This window comes from Weeksella sp. HMSC059D05 (genome assembly GCF_001809725.1).
In the GTDB taxonomy this organism is placed as follows: Bacteria; Bacteroidota; Bacteroidia; order Flavobacteriales; family Weeksellaceae; genus Weeksella; species Weeksella virosa.
In genome coordinates, this window is sequence record NZ_KV798546.1 from 220,437 (window position 1) to 236,495 (window position 16,059).

Genomic DNA, 16,059 nt, shown 5'->3' on the forward strand with positions numbered 1-16,059 from the left:
TACAATAGCAATATTTCGTTTCATGTTTTACTTTTTTAAAAATTCTTTATAGCGTTTTTGATTTTTCTGTGTTCGATGTTATTGCTGTATGGGTAATTTCTACGAAACAGTTACGAGCGGGAGGAAATCATTAAAACTCCCAATCTTCCTTATTTAATTCTTCCCATTCTTTCATGGTGTACAGGGTGGGATTTTTAAATTTTGCTTCAATATCCTCCTTCAGTTGCTTATTTACAAATAATTCATTCTCATAGCCGAGCTGTGTTGTCATTAGAAAATTTTTGGATGAATGCGTGATAGCTCTGGGATGAGAACTCTCATCCTCACTCGTAAATATACCAACCTCTTCGGTTGTAATTTCCCACCAATAAAACCTAAGCAAATAAAACTTTTCTTCTGTTAGTTTTTTCCCTTTTGTATCCAATATATGTGCGATGCTTTTGCCGTTTTCGTAGTTGAATCCATTAATTACCATATATTCGTAGAGTTTCTCGGATACGATGAAAAAGTTATTGTATACAAGGAGGTCGAAGTGAACGCCTTTGACCTTTTTCAAACAGATCACCACCTCTTCGGGCATTGCTGCAACATCTTTTACAGGTGTGGCCCCAACCCACGGAAATACGAAATCAGGATGTGTCTTCTTCGGATTAAAAACCTCCGAAATACCAATGTCTCCCGATGCAGCAAGCGGAATTCCCAGTGCTGCCATTTCATCTACTTTTTCAATGGGGATTCCCCAAATCAGCAATTCTTTTTCACTGTCCGGTGATTTCAATAATTGTTTTTTTGCTGCTTCTTGCATACCCTATCCTTTCTTAAAAATAAAAATCTTCATCCTCAAAACCATCATCGAGAAGTTCAGTGATGGTTTCGGCGGTCTTTTCAACTTCACCGGTCTCGTGATGCCAGATAAAAATTTCTTCGCCAAGTTTCTTGCCTCCGTCTGTAGTGAGCAGTACCAAGTGGTCTCCACAACCGTTTCCTGCAATGGCAACGGCATCGTCTGGGAAGTTTATCCATTCTCTTGCTTGTTTGGTTTCGAGCCCGATATGGTTGCAGGTGCGACTGATTCTCTTCTTATCCGATTGATCGAAAAACGGATAAAGTTGCCAATTGTCGTCTTCGGTAAATACTTCTCCACCGTTTTCTTGTATCATTTTGGTTTTGAACTCGTTGGGAAACAAAACATTGAGTTCGTTTTCTGTGTCGGTAATGAATTTTTCGTCTAATGGAAATGCCATGTTTTCCTGTTTTTAAGGGTGAAAATTTTATTTACTCGTCATTCCTTAAGATTCAAATAATAATCATCATACGATTCTTCATAAAGGTCTTTTACGCTTTCATCGTATATTAAAACTTCTGCAAATAACTTCTCTTTAAAATCCGGTATCAATGTTAATCTGTATTTAGTGAGTACAAGAATATAATCATCCACCAGCGGATTTTCTTCCTTTAAGAACTCCTCTAAATTGTTGAAGTTGATTTCGTTTCCGTTGAGTTTGAAGTTTGGAATATCACGAACCGACACGGTTATTAAAACCTGACGACCGTTTTGCTCTTCAAACTCCAAACGGTATAGAGATGCATCAAATTTTTGTTGCTCTATTTCCTCTTTACTTTGCCCTAAAATAAAACCATCAAGACGATCGTTTTCAATGCTGATCATATTTTCCTTATTAGTATTCAAAATTTATTGTACTATTAATAATTCGTCTTTTTTGCCTCCGAAATTGTCATCCATCACAAAACGGGCTTCTTTTTCGCCACCAAAAGAGACAAAGGTAAATTGATAATACACCTCCGAAACCTCTTCGGATTCGCAGATTTCAAAATATCCCGTATAAGTTCCTTCTTCTGGCGAAACCAATAAGGTGTGCTCTGCCGGCACCGATGAAAGCACCAAATCTCCGACCACCGTAAAAGGAAATTTGATAATTCTCAACGCGTCTTTGGATGCCGTAAATTCGTGTTGAAAACTTACCGTTACCATTGCTGCAAAATCGCCATCAACAATGGGGTCGAATGTTACATGCGATGCTGTCAAAATTGCACCCTGTATAATATCCTCTTTGCTCCATTGTTCGTTTTTGGGGTTAAAATCTCCGCTTCTTAAATGAATTTGATGGTGAGAAATTTCTAAATCAATTTGCTGTGAGTTCATAATTTTTCCTTTTTAATCTTTTGTATCCTTTAATAAGTTGAATTTTATTATTTTATTGACCACGTTTTACTTTATCTAACTATACTAATTACAGGATAAATTTTCATCGAATAAGGCAGATACTTAATGGTAACACGTTCTCCACTGGTAATCAGTCTATTCATATCGATATCAAGCATAGAGGCTTTTGCGTACGTTCCATCGGGCAACGGAAATACAAAATGGCATCTGTAGGCCGGTCTGTAATTTAAGATTATACCCGAGTTCGATTTTTCATACATCAATGCTTTAGCTTCTGTACCGAATTGGTTGGCAATAGATTGTTCCACCCTACCGCCTGTGCGGAAAACGATTGAAATGCTTATTATAAGTAAAAAATAGACTATCCCTCCAACACTCCAGAATTTATCCAAAAATTTCTTTCGTTCTTTTTTATTTCTTGCACCTGACTTAGCAGCGATTTTCTTCATGAAGGACGAAGAAATAATAAAATAATAAGGTAGAAAAAAGATTAAAATTAGTAACAAAGGAACACCAATTATGCTTTTAAACGCCATGGCTATGATTGTGGCTAAAATTTCAAGTATGATCATAATTTTGATTGCTTATTATTTCACTTTTAAATGAATTTGGTGGTGAAAAATCTCTAAATCAATTTTTTTGCGAGTTGGTTTTAAAATGATGATTAATAACTTTGTAATACTTGCCAAGCCCGCTCGAAATGTCTGTTTTTCAAATCCTCCTCGGTTATCCAGAAATAGAGGCAGGCTTCGTCGCCAAGAGCGATTCCGTGGTCGTTGCTCGTATTAATTTGGCAGAGCAGCTTCCAGCGAGATACCTGCTCGCGGTATTGATTAATTTTTGGGTCGCGATATGCCGCAGAAGTTCCGCAGTAGATGCCATGATGAACCAATTCGCACATCAGTTCCATACCGTTTTGGATGTTATTGGAGTGCCCCAACAATTTGTGTATCGCTTCGCCGCTGGACATCTCATCCAGCAAATCTAAATAATCATCTTCCTGCTCTTCCGTAATATCTGCATTTGCTAAATGACTTGAAATTTCGGGAACTTCCTCAACGGTTTTGAACGATAGCGATGAAGCTCTATATTCTGTGGCTCCTTCCGGGGTTGGCACCCGCTCCAGAGCCTCCTGCGGACCTTCATAAAAAAATACGCGGCTGCCGACCTTGTTCTTCGGATCAAATCCCCATGAAAAATATTTGACATCGTAAAAGAAATAAAGCATTCCGCTGGATGGAAGTTCATGCCCGGCATCAAAAGGATGAATTTCAGCCAAATTAATTTGTGCAAAAAAACTCATCGGGTCTCCCGTTTCCTCATTGGTTAACCAAGGCTGCCCTTTGGGCAAATCCGGACAACCGCCTAATTTGGAAGCTCCGGTTTTTATGGTTTGTTCATCGCTTTGCACTTCTCCCGGAAGCATGTGAATGGCGGCCCGGGCTTGGGGTGCCAGCACCTCGAATACTTCAGTGAAACCGTATTTTTGAAACTGCTCTTTTAGTTTATTCATTGAATTATTTTTTTTTAGGATTTTATAAAGTTTTTAATGATTTCTAACGGATTCATAGTATTGCTTTTGATAGCTGAGTTTATTTGTAAAATTTTTCATATCAATGGCAACCAGTGGAACACTCGCACCGGCGGGGTTATTGCGTCCTCTCCCAATTAAACACTTTTAAAAAAATTCAAATTCATTTCCAATAATTTATTTTTTTCCTCTATAGTCATAACAGGTTTGCAATTCAAAAATTCCAAATATTTTAAGGTTTTTATCTGAGATATATTTTCATATCCCGTAACTTTCTTACAGTTTTGAATAATCAACTCTTCTAACTCACAAGAGTCGTCTATATCCTTCAAATCTAAAGTTGATAAACAATTGTTTAAGAGCAAATGTTTTAACTTATGCTTATTAATCAATAACAATAGATTTTGTTTCTTATTTAATGAATTGATTATTACCAACCCCTTTAAGTTAATATCAGAAAGGTTGGATAAAGTCACTTTTGCAGGAATATTTTGAAGTTTTAAGAAATCAAGGTGGCCTAAAAATTCAATAGCACTCAAATCAAAAATGTTGTTATCTTCTAAATCCATAGAAAATGACTTGATTTTTTTCATTGCAGAGGTATTTATTATTTCACATGTAGGAAAATTGATAAATAAATTTAAAATATTTCCCAAACGGCCACCATCTAATAATATTTTGGGATTCTCAAGCCCTAACAACCTGTTTATAACCAAGGTTTTTAATTGATGAAACACCCCAGAGTTTATGAATTTTTCATCTTTCAGCATACTGCATGGAATTGATAGGGCTTCAAGATTTTCTAACTGGTATATCCAATCAGGAAGTTTTTCAATAGCGTCATACTCCGCACACTCTACTGATAACGCAGTAATCTTAGGAAAAACACTTTCATTTGGGATATTTTCCAAAAGTGCATAACCTTGAATCCTATTTTTAGGAATATAATAATCGTCTGTTGTGCCGGATGAAAAAATATAAAATATTTTTTCATACCAATTATGAAAGAGAAAATGACTATAAAGTATAGGCTGATAATTCATCACTCACATCCTTTTTGAATAGCATGACTAGTTTTTTATACTGAAACACTTGCTCCTCCGCCGGCACGAGCATCTTGTTCGTGTCTTTTAAATGCCAACAGCAACCAGCGGGACGCTCGCACCGGCGTCTCCGAACAAGACATAAACTTCGTTGTCTTTGACCACTTTTTTTATAAAGCGTTGGTATTTTTCCGCTAATTCTATTTCATTTTTTAGCATAACTTTCCTTGATATGGTTTTTATTCCTTATTCTTCCTTTTACTGATAATTTCATTCAACAATTCCGCCAGTTCTTCTTTCGAAAAATCGTCGAGATTGATGGTGTTTTCTTTATTGGAAATAGGGTTTAGAAGTTCGATAACCTTAGGTTCATCCAGGAGATACAACAATTCCCATTTTCCTGTTTGGGTTTTATGGAGGTCATTCAGCATTACAATTTGTTTGAAAGAAGCTTGGTGCGTTTGTCCACGTTCGTCTGTATAGATTACATTAAACTTCATTTGTGGTTGCTCGTTGATGTACACACCCGTTTGCGATATTTCTGTAACATCTCCGATGGCCTTTTTGCCGTAGAGCAACAGTTTGTTTTGGGTTTTACTGTTTAATCGTTCGAAAATTCTACCCGAAAATACAGAATCGAACGTTTTATAAACAAAAATCCCTACATACGGTGATACTACCCAAGGAAAGAATATGTGCAAAAATCGTAATCCTCTTCCATTGCTGTATAGATGATATTCTATAACAAAACTAACCACACAGTACAACAAGCAAAACGCAATGAATAAATAAGTAGAAATAGGAGTTTTCATTACGATTTCTCCATCGGCAAAGTAGTAGGGAACATCGGCATTACTATCGACGGGCAAGACCAATGACAAATAGTTTCCTTTCTCAAATCTCTTTTGGTTGGGTTTGCTGTCGACTAACTCGAGCGAGCCAGTCATTTTTGTTCCAACATGGTTTTCAAACTCAAAGACAAGATGTAGAACTTGATCTCCGTTAGATACTTTTGTAGAAAATTTGTCATTAAACTCTTCGAGAAATTCCAGCTCTTCGTCTGTCGAATCTCCTTGTATGCTAATAACTTTCTTTTCAAGAATTTTCGCCTCAACTTTTTTCCCGTCCCGTCTCATGTTTTCTACTTTCCCTGCCATTTTCCGCGGCACAATGATGCTTTTCCAAAAACGGATGCCAATAAACACCAACCAACCCACTACTCCTATAACAAAATAAACCATTGCCATGATCGGAGAAGTTTCTATAAATGGAGGGATATCTATAAAGAACAGCGGGAATACAAACACCCAAAAGTCTCCAAAAAGTCTAAAGAAAGTTTTCATGATATTAAGTTGATTTTATTTGATACGCGCGATGATACTTTATGTTTAGAAATTGATCTATTTTAAAATAGACAATTTGTTTTTTCTGTTTTATGAAAATCGATCTGCGAATAGCTTCTTTTCGTACATGAAGTTTTCGAAATTTCATGTAAAAGGATTGTTTTTCTGTCACAATTTAAAAATAAAATCACCTCCTCATGTTAATTGGATATTAATTCTTGCATCTGACAGTATTTTTCTCTCGAATGCGCATTTGAAAAACAAAAAGCGATAGGAGTCGAAATTCTAGAAAATATAAAAAAACAAGTAGAATTTTAATGTTAGATATTTTTTTTCATAAACAGACTGTAATGTCAGACTGTGTAAATAAGTCTTCGCTAGATTTCTATTTAAAACAAATAATTGATAAGAAACCTATTGTATAAAAATAACGATCTTTAATAATATTTATTTTATAAAAATTGACAAAAATTGATACAACTCACCCTATAAACAGTTTATTTTCAATATAATATCACAAATCTCCTTACAATGAAAACCTGTATTTCGAAATAACTAAGTAAAAAAATTTGGTCATCAAAAAAATACTTTTTATGTTTGCAACGCAAAGCAAAGAAAATGTACAACTCAATTATTATTTCTTCTATTATTATTACTGGTGTGATTTCACAGTCCGGGAAGGAATAATTTTGAACAAATCTAAAAGATATATTCTAAGAAGCCTCCCGAGAAATCAGGAGGCTTTTTTTTATGCACAAACAATTAAAAAAAAGAACAAAATGAACCTATATACCAACAATATTATTATCAGCATTATTATTATCAACTCGCCACCGTGAGGAATGCTGCTGTATGTCAAATTGTAAGCCTTTCTCACTTTCGGGAAAGGCTTTTTTTATGCCCAGAAAATCAAATAACAATTCAATAAAAAACAAAAACAAACATGTATTTCAACAACGAAACAGTGCTTTATTTAGACGGAAAATTTGTAAAAGCCAACAATTCCACAACCGATTTATACAGTCAAACCCTTCATTATGGTTACGGCGCTTTTGAAGGCATCCGTTCGTATGAAACAGAACAGGGAACCAAAGTTTTCAAAGCCGAAGAACATTACGAACGCCTAAAAAAATCATGCGAACTGGTGAAAATTCCTTTCAACTATACCGTGCAGGAATTGGTAGAGGCCACCTACGCATTGCTGGAAAAAAACAACTTAAAAAATGCCTATATCCGACCATTGGTGTATTGCGGACAAAATATGAGCTTATCAAAACCTACCAGCGTTTCGGTGATGATTGCTGCCTGGGATTGGGGAGCTTATTTAGGCGAAAAATTACTGCGGTTAACGGTTTCTTCTTATTGCCGACCGCATCCAAAATCCATCCATATCGAAGCCAAAGTCTGCGGTCATTATGTCAATTCTATCCTGGCAACCAACGAAGCAAAAGAGAAAGGATTTGATGAAGCCTTGTTGTTGGACAGCGATGGTTTCCTGGCCGAAGGTCCGGGAGCGAATTTATTTTTTGAGAAAGACGGAAAATTATTCACGCCCCAACTGGGAAATATCCTTCCGGGAATCACCAGATCTACGGTTTTGGAATTAGCAGAAGAATTAGGTCTGGAGGTAGAACAGGGAAAATTCACCAAAGAAGATTTGTTCCAAGCCGACAGCGCATTTTACTGCGGAACAGCTGCCGAAGTGGTGGGTATCGCAGCGGTAGATGATTATCAATTTCCTACAAACTGGAACGATTCCTTGGGTAAAAAACTTCAAAATGCCTATTCACTTTTGGTAAGAGATCCATTAAAACAAAACCATTTTAACTAATGAAATCACTCAACAAATACAGCAGAACCATCACGCAGGATGAAACCCAACCTGCTGCACAAGCCATGCTTTATGCTTTAGGATTAACAGAAGAAGATTTGCAAAAACCCCAAGTGGGAATTGTGAGTATGGGTTACGAAGGAAATCCCTGCAATATGCATCTCAATGATCTGGCGAAAGAAGTAAAAGCCGGTGTACAGCAGGAAAATTTAGTGGGTTTGATATTCAATACCATTGGCGTAAGTGACGGTATATCCAACGGAACCGATGGAATGCGCTTCTCTTTGATTTCCAGAGATATCATTGCAGATTCCATAGAAACCGTGGTGAGTGCACAGTGGTACGATGCGGTTTTGGCAGTTGTGGGATGCGACAAAAATATGCCCGGATCAATTATCGCTATGGGAAGATTAAACCGTCCTGCCATCATGGTGTATGGCGGAACCATCCATTCCGGAAAATGGAAAGGCGAACCGCTCAATATCGTTTCGGCTTTCGAGGCCTTGGGTAAAAAATTTAGCAACACAATTTCTGATGAAGACTATAAAGGAGTAATCAAAAACGCTTGTCCCGGAGCGGGCGCGTGCGGTGGGATGTATACCGCAAACACGATGGCTTCCGCGATTGAAGCTTTAGGAATGAGTTTGCCGTACAGTTCTTCCAATCCAGCACTGAGCAACAATAAAAAAACCGAATGTTTCGATACTGGAAAAGCCATTCAGACCTTGTTGGAAAAAGACATCAAACCCAAAGACATCATGACCCGAAAAGCCTTCGAAAACGCTATGACGATGGTCACCGTTTTGGGCGGTTCTACCAATGCGGTGATGCACTTGATCGCTATGGCAAATTCAGTGGATATAGAACTGACTTTGGATGATTTCCAAAAGGTTAGCAACCGAGTTCCGGTATTGGCAGATTTGAAACCGAGCGGAAAATACCTGATGGAAGACTTGCACGAGGTAGGAGGAGTTCCTGCCGTGATGAAGTATTTATTGAAACATCATTTACTACACGGCGATTGCTTAACGGTCACCGGAAAAACCATTTCCGAAAATTTAGAATCGGTGCAGGATTTAACCGAAGGTCAGCAAGTATTTCTTCCCTTAGAAAATCCGGTAAAAGCAAACGGACATCTGCAAATGCTCTACGGAAATCTGGCTACCGAAGGAAGTGTAGCTAAAATAAGCGGTAAAGAAGGTAATTATTTTGAGGGAACTGCCAAAGTGTTTGACGATGAATATGCCGTGATTGATGGCGTGAAAAACGGAGCAGTGAAACCCGGCAATGTGGTAGTCATCCGTTACTGCGGACCAAAAGGCGGACCAGGAATGCCCGAAATGCTTAAGCCGACTTCATCGATTATTGGCGCTGGATTAGGCAGTTCGGTAGCATTAATTACCGATGGCAGATTTTCAGGCGGCACCCATGGTTTTGTGGTAGGACACATTACACCCGAAGCTTTTGTAGGCGGAACGATTGCTTTGGTAAAAGATGGCGATTTGATTGCCATTGACGCTAAAAACAATACGATCAACTTAAAAGTATCTGAACAGGAATTGGAAAAACGAAGAGCGGCCTGGAAACAACCGCCCTTAAAAGCTGATAAAGGTGTTCTGTTTAAATACGCACAATGTGTTTCAAGCGCTTCTTTAGGCTGTGTAACCGATAAAAAAAATTAGAAAATGAAAACAATAGAATTAGAAACTCCCAAACAAACTTCGGTGCGGTTGCAATCCACTGGTGCAGAAGCGGTGATACAAAGTCTGAAAGCCGAAGGGGTAAAAACAATATTTGGTTATCCAGGTGGTGCAATTATGCCCATCTACGATGCCCTGTTTGATCATCTTGAAGAAATAAACCACGTGCTGACAAGACACGAACAAGGTGCTATTCATGCGGCGCAGGGATATGCCCGAACTTCCGGAAAAACAGGCGTTGTATTCGCAACTTCAGGGCCGGGTGCTACCAATTTAATCACAGGTTTAGCCGATGCATTGATCGATTCGACGCCCTTGGTTTGCATCACCGGACAAGTGGCTTCTCACCTTTTGGGAACGGATGCTTTTCAGGAAACTGATGTGATGGGAATTTCAATGCCGGTAACCAAATGGAATTGCCAGGTAACCAAAGCAGAAGATATCGCTCCTACCTTAGCTAAAGCATTTTATATTGCCTCGTCTGGCCGTCCGGGACCTGTTTTGGTGGACATTACCAAAGATGCTCAGTTTGAAATGCTGGATTTCTCTTACGAAAAATGTACAGCGGTTAGAAGTTTCCAACCGAAACCCAAACTGAATCTGGATCAAGTGCAAGCTGCAAGCAAGCTTTTGAATGGAGCAAAAAAACCGTTGATGATTGTCGGTCAGGGGATTATGCTTTCCAATGCGGAAGAAGAATTACGGGCTTTTGCCGAAAAAACTGGCGTTCCGGTGGCTTCCACGCTTTTGGGATTGGGTGCTTTCCCCGCAAATCACCCCCAATTTGTGGGTATGGTTGGCATGCATGGGAATTACGCACCTAATGTAAAATCCAATGAGTGCGATGTGCTTTTAGCAGTCGGAATGCGGTTTGACGATCGTGTGACGGGCGATGTTTCTCGTTATGCAAAACAAGCAAAAGTGGTTCACATAGACATTGACGCTGCCGAAATTAATAAAATCATCAAAGCAGATGCACCCGTTTTAGCCGATGCTAAAGAAGCTTTAGCGTTTTTAACCGATCTGGTAGAAGAGCAAAATCATCAACGTTGGTTGGATGAATTTCATCACGCAAAAGAAAATGAACTGCAGGTGTTGTCTAAAAACAGAAATAAAGATTTTGCTGACCAGTTAAGAATGGATTTGGTCATCGGTTTACTTTCTCAAAAAACCAATGGCAATGCCGTCATCGTAACCGATGTGGGCCAACATCAAATGATGGCAGCACAGTTTTACGAATACAATCAGACCAAAAGCAATGTTACTTCGGGCGGATTGGGAACAATGGGTTTTGCACTTCCGGCCGCTGTCGGAGCAAAATTGGCCAACCCAGAAAAACAGGTAATAGCCATCATCGGCGATGGCGGTTTCCAGATGACTTTGCAGGAATTAGGAACCATCATGCAGAACAATATCGGCGTAAAAATTATCATTCTAAATAATGAATATCTGGGAATGGTGCGGCAGTGGCAACAAATGTTCTTCGAGAAAAGATATTCCTTCACCAATATTCAAAGTCCGGATTTTGTAGCCTTGGCGGCTTCTTACAGCATCAAAGGAGTAAAAGTGGAAAAACAGGAAGATTTAAGCCATGCTTTAGACGAGCTTTTAAACACAGAAAATGCCTTTCTGCTGGAAGTGAAAGTAGCCAAAGAAGACAATGTTTTCCCGATGGTTCCCACTGGAGCTTCGGTTGCTGAAATTCGGTTACAATAAATTAAAAAAAATGAACAAAATGGAATCATTAGAACGCCCATTCACCGTATCCATCTTTACGGAAAACACCATCGGAATGCTCAACCGCATCACCATCATTTTCACGAGGAGGCACTTGAACATCGACAGCATCACCGCGTCGGAAACAGAAATAAAAAATGTACATCGGTACACCATTGTTCTACGAACAACCCGTGAACAAATCGATAAAGTTATTGGACAGATCGAAAAATTAGTGGATGTGCTGAAAGCCTTTGTACACGAAGATGATGAAGTGGTGCATCAGGAAATTGCTTTATATAAAATCAAAACAACTGAACTTAAATCCAGCAATGTGGAGCAGGTCGTGAGAGAAAACAGCGCTAAAATCCTCACCGTCGATCCCGATTTTATCGTCATCGAAAAAACAGGGCACAAAGCAGAAACACAGGTTTTGTTTGAAAAACTGAAACCCTTCGGAATTTTAGAATTTGCCCGCTCTGGTAGAGTCGCAGTTACCAAACCGATGAAAGAACTAAGCGCATATTTGAAAGAATTAGAAAACAATTAATAAAACAATAAACAGAATAAAAAAATGGCACAATTAAATTTTGGTGGCGTACTGGAAAATGTCGTAACCCGAGAAGAATTTTCACTGGAAAAAGCAAAAGAAATATTAAAAAACGAAACCGTAGCCGTAATCGGTTACGGCGTACAGGGTCCTGGACAAGCTCTGAATCTAAAAGATAACGGTGTCAATGTAATTGTAGGTCAACGAAAAGGAACAAAAAGTTGGGACAAAGCATTGGCGGATGGTTGGGTAGAAAATGAAACCCTTTTTGATGTAGAAACCGCCTGCGAAAAAGGCACTTTGCTGATGAATTTATTATCAGACGCCGGGCAAATTCAAGCGTGGGAAACGATGAAAAGACATTTAACTGCCGGTAAGTCATTGTATTTTTCACACGGTTTTGGCGTAACATTTTACGAAAAAACAGGCATCGTTCCGCCCAAAGATGTCGATGTATTTTTGGTAGCTCCCAAAGGTTCTGGAACCTCGTTACGCACATTGTTTTTAAAAGGACAGGGACTAAATTCGAGTTATGCTGTTTATCAGGATGCTACAGGAAAAGCCGAAGAGAAAGCCTTGGCATTAGGCATTGCTATTGGATCGGGCTATTTGTTCGAAACTACATTTCAAAAAGAAGTATACAGCGATTTGACTGGCGAACGAGGCGTTTTGATGGGAGCTATCGCAGGTGTTTTTGAGGCTCAATATAATGTGCTTCGTCAGCGAGGACATTCGCCAAGTGAAGCCTTCAACGAAACCGTAGAAGAACTGACCCAAAGTTTAATGCCTTTGGTAGCCGAAAACGGAATGGATTGGATGTTCGCCAATTGCAGTACCACCGCACAACGGGGCGCATTGGATTGGAAAGATAAATTTAGAGATGCCACCACTCCTGTTTTCAATGAATTGTACGATAATGTACTCTCCGGCAAAGAAGCAGCCACCGTAATCGAAGCCAACAGCCAGCCGGATTACAGGGAAAAACTCAATGCAGAACTCGAAGAATTACAACAAAGTGAGCTGTGGCAAACCGGCATGCAAGTTCGAAAATTAAGACCTCAAACCAAATGATAGATTTGACAAAAATACAGCAGGCAGCGGAAAATCTCAAGGGTGTATCGGTTCATACGCCTTTGGTAAAAAACGAAAACCTGAGCGAGCGATTTGATGCTCAGGTTTATTTGAAACGGGAAGATTTGCAGCCCGTGCGTTCTTATAAATTACGTGGGGCATATCATAAAATCAGTTCGCTTTCCGAAACCGACAGAAAATCAGGCGTGGTATGTGCCAGTGCGGGTAATCACGCTCAGGGAGTGGCTTTTGCCTGTCGGAAACTCAACATACAAACCGTCATTTTTATGCCCATCACTACACCTGCACAAAAAATAAAGCAGGTAAAACTCTTTGGAAAAGAAAATGTGGAAGTAGTCTTGAAAGGCGATACTTTTGACGATGCCTACAACGAAGCGCTGCTTTTCAGTAAAGAAAATAAAGCGGTTTTTGTGCATCCGTTTGATGATGAATGGGTGATGGCCGGACAGGGAACTGTGGGACTGGAAATTATGGAGGATACAAAAAACAAAATCGATTTTTTATTCTTCCCAATTGGAGGTGGCGGTTTGGCAGCAGGGGTCGTTTCGGTTTTTAAACAATTGAGTCCTGAAACTAACCTTATCGGTATAGAACCACAAGGTGCTGCTTCTATGAAAACATCTTTGGAAAACGGTAAAAATACTGCACTCACCGACATTGATAAATTTGTAGATGGAGCTGCCGTAAAACGGGTGGGCGACAAAACATTTGAAATCTGCCAACATTCGTTAAATGACATCGTCTTAGTGCCTGAAGGGAAAGTTTGCACAACAATTTTACAATTATATAACGAAGAAGCCATTGTTGTAGAACCAGCTGGTGCATTGAGTATTGCAGCCTTGGATTCGTATAAAGACCAAATCAAAGGTAAAAATGTGGTGTGCATTGTTAGTGGCAGCAACAATGACATTACAAGAATGGAAGAAATAAAAGAGCGATCCTTGATGTTTGAAGGATTGAAGCATTATTTCATCATCAACTTTCCACAACGACCAGGTGCATTAAAAGAATTTGTAAACGAAGTTTTAGGCGAGAATGACGACATCACTTATTTTCAGTTTACCAAAAAAAACAACCGGGAGGAAGGTCCGGCAGTGGTGGGCGTAGAACTAAAAAACAGATTTGATTTAGATCATATGGAACAAAAAATGAAAACTAAAAAAATCAATTATCAGCATCTCAATGAGCAGAAAGAGTTGTTTACGCATTTGATTTTGTAAATAAAACTACACTTAAAGTTAACTTACATAAATAAATCAAAATCAGACACTTAACCAAAACAAAGAATAAAATTCTATTGCACCAAACTCCATATCATTCATTTGGAATATTATAGATTAAAATAGTAGATAGACCAACAGACATAACAATCATTTAGCAATATCCAAAACAAAAAACAAGTATCAACATCTAAACTATTCATCATCAAACAACAAATTACAGATTAAATAATATTATAATGAAAAAACAACTAATAAAAGCATTTTTTATAGCTTTACCAATAGTCGGGACTGCCCAAGTTTTCCAAGAAGACTTTGACGGTAACGGACCTGGTTTTAGTGCCTGGACCGTAGTGGATGTAGATGGTCTTACTCCTGCTACACCGGTAAGTGAAATTATCGGGTGGGTAAGAGTCGATCGTGGTGGACCCACACCAAACTATGGTGGACCAGATAATAATCATGCTGCTGCAAGTACATCGTATTATTCACCAAAAGGTACGGCAAACGATTGGCTTATCTCGCCACAAATAACGGTTTCTGGCAATTCTCCTTTTCTACTATGGGACGCAAAAGCTGCTGATCCTAATTTTTCGGATGGTTATAAAGTAATGCTTGCACCCAATGGAGGAAATTCAGTATCCGATTTCACCGTTGAATTATATTCTACGCCAGCAGAAAAATCGGTATGGAAAAGCAGATTTGCTAACCTTTCTGCTTATATCGGGAAAACAGTTAGAGTAGCATTCGTAAACAATAGCACAGATAAATTTATTTTACTTGTAGATAATATAAAAGTAGATGATTACACACCGGCCGACTTACCCAATTGTGCTACCCTAAACCTTCCTTTGGATGGTGAATCCAATGTCGAATTTCTTTCGGGCGTAAACTTCAGCTGGTCTGCACCAGAAGATGGTAATGTAGATGAATACGACTTTTTTATCGATACTAATCCAAACCCAACCACGTATATCGGAACCACAACAGAAACCTCTGTAAAGGTAAACGGACTAACCCATGGTGGAACTACTTACTACTGGAAAGCAGTACCGAAAAATGCAAGTGGCTCTGCTGAAAACTGTTCGGCATTCTCGTTCACTACAGTAGAAACAGAGGTTGCTCCTTATTGTGGCCCACTAAATTTTACTTTTAATGTAGAGCCCATTAGTAGCGTAAGCTTCGGAGGCATGACCAATGTTAGCGATGCTGCCCTGAATAACTCACCAGCACACGAACTTTTCTTAGACAAAATAGCGAATGTAGAGCCTGGCACCGAAGAAACGATCACTTTAAAAGGGAATACAAACGGTGCTTGGGAGAGTTCTTTTGTGGTATTTATAGACTGGAATCAAAATGGCAACTTCGATGACGAGGGAGAAACCTATGAGATGACAGAAAAACTTGTCGGATCGACTGGGGTGGATGACAAAGAAATTACCCAAGTATTGGCAATCCCCGCAGATGCCAAAAAAGGACTTACAAGGATGCGTGTGAAAAAGAATTTTGGTCTAGCTAATTTACTTAATCCTTGTGTTGGGGGAAGTTTTGGGCAAGCCGAAGAATATACGGTTAGTGTAGGATCACTTGATACGCAAGATCATAATAAATCGAACGTAACATTCTACCCTAATCCAGTTCAAGATATTCTACATCTACAAGCTGATTCGAAAATTAAACGCCTCACTGTATACGATGCTACTGGCAAACTGATGATGAGCAAAAAACTGAATGCTACCAAAAACCAAGTGAACGTGTCGCAGCTTCTGCCTGGAGTGTATACTGTAAATGTTGAAATGGAAAAAGAAATGAAAACATTGAAAATTATTAAAAAATAGAAACCAAATT

The 16,059-nt window shown here is 38.9% G+C and carries 16 protein-coding genes; 7 read left to right on the forward strand and 9 right to left on the reverse strand.

Annotated features, from left to right (window positions below; translation table 11 throughout):
* Window positions 1-130 precede the first annotated feature (130 nt).
* From HMPREF2660_RS07785 to HMPREF2660_RS07820, 9 genes are all read right to left on the reverse strand, one after another.
* A complete protein-coding gene (locus tag HMPREF2660_RS07785) occupies window positions 131-805 on the reverse strand; it encodes an Imm43 family immunity protein (RefSeq protein ID WP_013597169.1) in 675 nt (224 codons plus the stop codon).
* A 13-nt stretch (window positions 806-818) separates the two neighbouring features.
* Window positions 819-1,244 (reverse strand): SMI1/KNR4 family protein, encoded by a 426-nt coding sequence (locus HMPREF2660_RS07790; protein WP_013597170.1) that lies wholly within the window; start codon window positions 1,242-1,244, stop codon window positions 819-821.
* Between the two features lie 38 nt (window positions 1,245-1,282).
* Window positions 1,283-1,669, reverse strand: coding sequence for a hypothetical protein (locus tag HMPREF2660_RS07795; protein WP_070486498.1), 387 nt, complete (start codon window positions 1,667-1,669; stop codon window positions 1,283-1,285).
* A 24-nt stretch (window positions 1,670-1,693) separates the two neighbouring features.
* Window positions 1,694-2,164 (reverse strand): competence protein ComJ, encoded by a 471-nt coding sequence (locus HMPREF2660_RS07800; protein WP_013597172.1) that lies wholly within the window; start codon window positions 2,162-2,164, stop codon window positions 1,694-1,696.
* Window positions 2,165-2,235: 71 nt separating this feature from the next.
* The gene (locus HMPREF2660_RS07805) at window positions 2,236-2,757 is read right to left on the reverse strand and encodes a hypothetical protein (protein WP_141743569.1); all 522 of its coding nucleotides are present in this window, start codon (window positions 2,755-2,757) and stop codon (window positions 2,236-2,238) included.
* Between the two features lie 92 nt (window positions 2,758-2,849).
* On the reverse strand, window positions 2,850-3,698 hold the full coding sequence (locus tag HMPREF2660_RS07810; RefSeq protein WP_083299093.1) for a YwqG family protein: 849 nt from the start codon (window positions 3,696-3,698) through the stop codon (window positions 2,850-2,852).
* A gap of 155 nt (window positions 3,699-3,853) precedes the next feature.
* Window positions 3,854-4,762, reverse strand: coding sequence for a hypothetical protein (locus tag HMPREF2660_RS07815; RefSeq protein ID WP_141743570.1), 909 nt, complete (start codon window positions 4,760-4,762; stop codon window positions 3,854-3,856).
* An 84-nt stretch (window positions 4,763-4,846) separates the two neighbouring features.
* Window positions 4,847-4,978, reverse strand: a complete 132-nt coding sequence (locus tag HMPREF2660_RS11145) for a hypothetical protein (protein WP_255356438.1) — start codon at window positions 4,976-4,978, stop codon at window positions 4,847-4,849.
* Between the two features lie 20 nt (window positions 4,979-4,998).
* Entirely contained in the window at window positions 4,999-6,102 is a 1,104-nt protein-coding gene (locus HMPREF2660_RS07820) for a hypothetical protein (RefSeq protein WP_070486501.1), read from the reverse strand.
* A 943-nt stretch (window positions 6,103-7,045) separates the two neighbouring features.
* Here HMPREF2660_RS07820 and HMPREF2660_RS07830 point away from each other — a divergent pair.
* The 7 genes from HMPREF2660_RS07830 to HMPREF2660_RS07860 all read left to right on the forward strand — a co-directional run bounded on the left by HMPREF2660_RS07830 (window position 7,046) and on the right by HMPREF2660_RS07860 (window position 16,049).
* Window positions 7,046-7,933 carry a branched-chain amino acid transaminase gene (locus tag HMPREF2660_RS07830; protein WP_070486505.1) on the forward strand — a complete coding sequence of 296 codons (888 nt, stop codon included), beginning with the start codon at window positions 7,046-7,048 and terminating at the stop codon, window positions 7,931-7,933.
* Window positions 7,933-9,615, forward strand: a complete 1,683-nt coding sequence (ilvD, locus tag HMPREF2660_RS07835) for a dihydroxy-acid dehydratase (RefSeq protein WP_070486507.1) — start codon at window positions 7,933-7,935, stop codon at window positions 9,613-9,615. The genes HMPREF2660_RS07830 and ilvD overlap by 1 nt, the downstream gene beginning before the upstream one ends.
* A 3-nt stretch (window positions 9,616-9,618) precedes the next feature.
* Window positions 9,619-11,349 (forward strand): biosynthetic-type acetolactate synthase large subunit, encoded by a 1,731-nt coding sequence (ilvB, locus tag HMPREF2660_RS07840; RefSeq protein WP_070486509.1) that lies wholly within the window; start codon window positions 9,619-9,621, stop codon window positions 11,347-11,349.
* Between the two features lie 19 nt (window positions 11,350-11,368).
* Entirely contained in the window at window positions 11,369-11,899 is a 531-nt protein-coding gene (gene ilvN, locus HMPREF2660_RS07845; protein WP_115042182.1) for an acetolactate synthase small subunit, read from the forward strand.
* Window positions 11,900-11,923: 24 nt separating this feature from the next.
* Window positions 11,924-12,970, forward strand: a complete 1,047-nt coding sequence (ilvC, locus tag HMPREF2660_RS07850; protein ID WP_070486513.1) for a ketol-acid reductoisomerase — start codon at window positions 11,924-11,926, stop codon at window positions 12,968-12,970.
* Window positions 12,967-14,211 (forward strand): threonine ammonia-lyase IlvA, encoded by a 1,245-nt coding sequence (ilvA, locus tag HMPREF2660_RS07855; protein ID WP_070486516.1) that lies wholly within the window; start codon window positions 12,967-12,969, stop codon window positions 14,209-14,211. Before ilvC ends, ilvA begins: the two co-directional genes overlap by 4 nt.
* A gap of 239 nt (window positions 14,212-14,450) precedes the next feature.
* Window positions 14,451-16,049, forward strand: a complete 1,599-nt coding sequence (locus HMPREF2660_RS07860; RefSeq protein WP_070486518.1) for a T9SS-dependent choice-of-anchor J family protein — start codon at window positions 14,451-14,453, stop codon at window positions 16,047-16,049.
* The last annotated feature ends 10 nt before the right edge of the window (window positions 16,050-16,059 follow it).

What these genes read in the sequence shown, in the direction of transcription:
- HMPREF2660_RS07790 (WP_013597170.1), bottom strand. Translation starts at nt 1,244, where the DNA reads ATGGCATTTCCATTAGACGAAAAATTCATTACCGACACAGAAAACGAA.
- HMPREF2660_RS07860 (WP_070486518.1), top strand. Translation starts at nt 14,451, where the DNA reads ATGAAAAAACAACTAATAAAAGCATTTTTTATAGCTTTACCAATAGTC.
- HMPREF2660_RS07800 (WP_013597172.1), bottom strand. Translation starts at nt 2,164, where the DNA reads ATGAACTCACAGCAAATTGATTTAGAAATTTCTCACCATCAAATTCAT.
- HMPREF2660_RS07805 (WP_141743569.1), bottom strand. Translation starts at nt 2,757, where the DNA reads ATGATCATACTTGAAATTTTAGCCACAATCATAGCCATGGCGTTTAAA.
- HMPREF2660_RS07810 (WP_083299093.1), bottom strand. Translation starts at nt 3,698, where the DNA reads ATGAATAAACTAAAAGAGCAGTTTCAAAAATACGGTTTCACTGAAGTA.
- HMPREF2660_RS07830 (WP_070486505.1), top strand. Translation starts at nt 7,046, where the DNA reads ATGTATTTCAACAACGAAACAGTGCTTTATTTAGACGGAAAATTTGTA.
- ilvB (WP_070486509.1), top strand. Translation starts at nt 9,619, where the DNA reads ATGAAAACAATAGAATTAGAAACTCCCAAACAAACTTCGGTGCGGTTG.
- ilvA (WP_070486516.1), top strand. Translation starts at nt 12,967, where the DNA reads ATGATAGATTTGACAAAAATACAGCAGGCAGCGGAAAATCTCAAGGGT.
- HMPREF2660_RS07785 (WP_013597169.1), bottom strand. Translation starts at nt 805, where the DNA reads ATGCAAGAAGCAGCAAAAAAACAATTATTGAAATCACCGGACAGTGAA.
- ilvD (WP_070486507.1), top strand. Translation starts at nt 7,933, where the DNA reads ATGAAATCACTCAACAAATACAGCAGAACCATCACGCAGGATGAAACC.
- HMPREF2660_RS07820 (WP_070486501.1), bottom strand. Translation starts at nt 6,102, where the DNA reads ATGAAAACTTTCTTTAGACTTTTTGGAGACTTTTGGGTGTTTGTATTC.
- HMPREF2660_RS07795 (WP_070486498.1), bottom strand. Translation starts at nt 1,669, where the DNA reads ATGATCAGCATTGAAAACGATCGTCTTGATGGTTTTATTTTAGGGCAA.
- ilvN (WP_115042182.1), top strand. Translation starts at nt 11,369, where the DNA reads ATGGAATCATTAGAACGCCCATTCACCGTATCCATCTTTACGGAAAAC.
- ilvC (WP_070486513.1), top strand. Translation starts at nt 11,924, where the DNA reads ATGGCACAATTAAATTTTGGTGGCGTACTGGAAAATGTCGTAACCCGA.
- HMPREF2660_RS11145 (WP_255356438.1), bottom strand. Translation starts at nt 4,978, where the DNA reads ATGCTAAAAAATGAAATAGAATTAGCGGAAAAATACCAACGCTTTATA.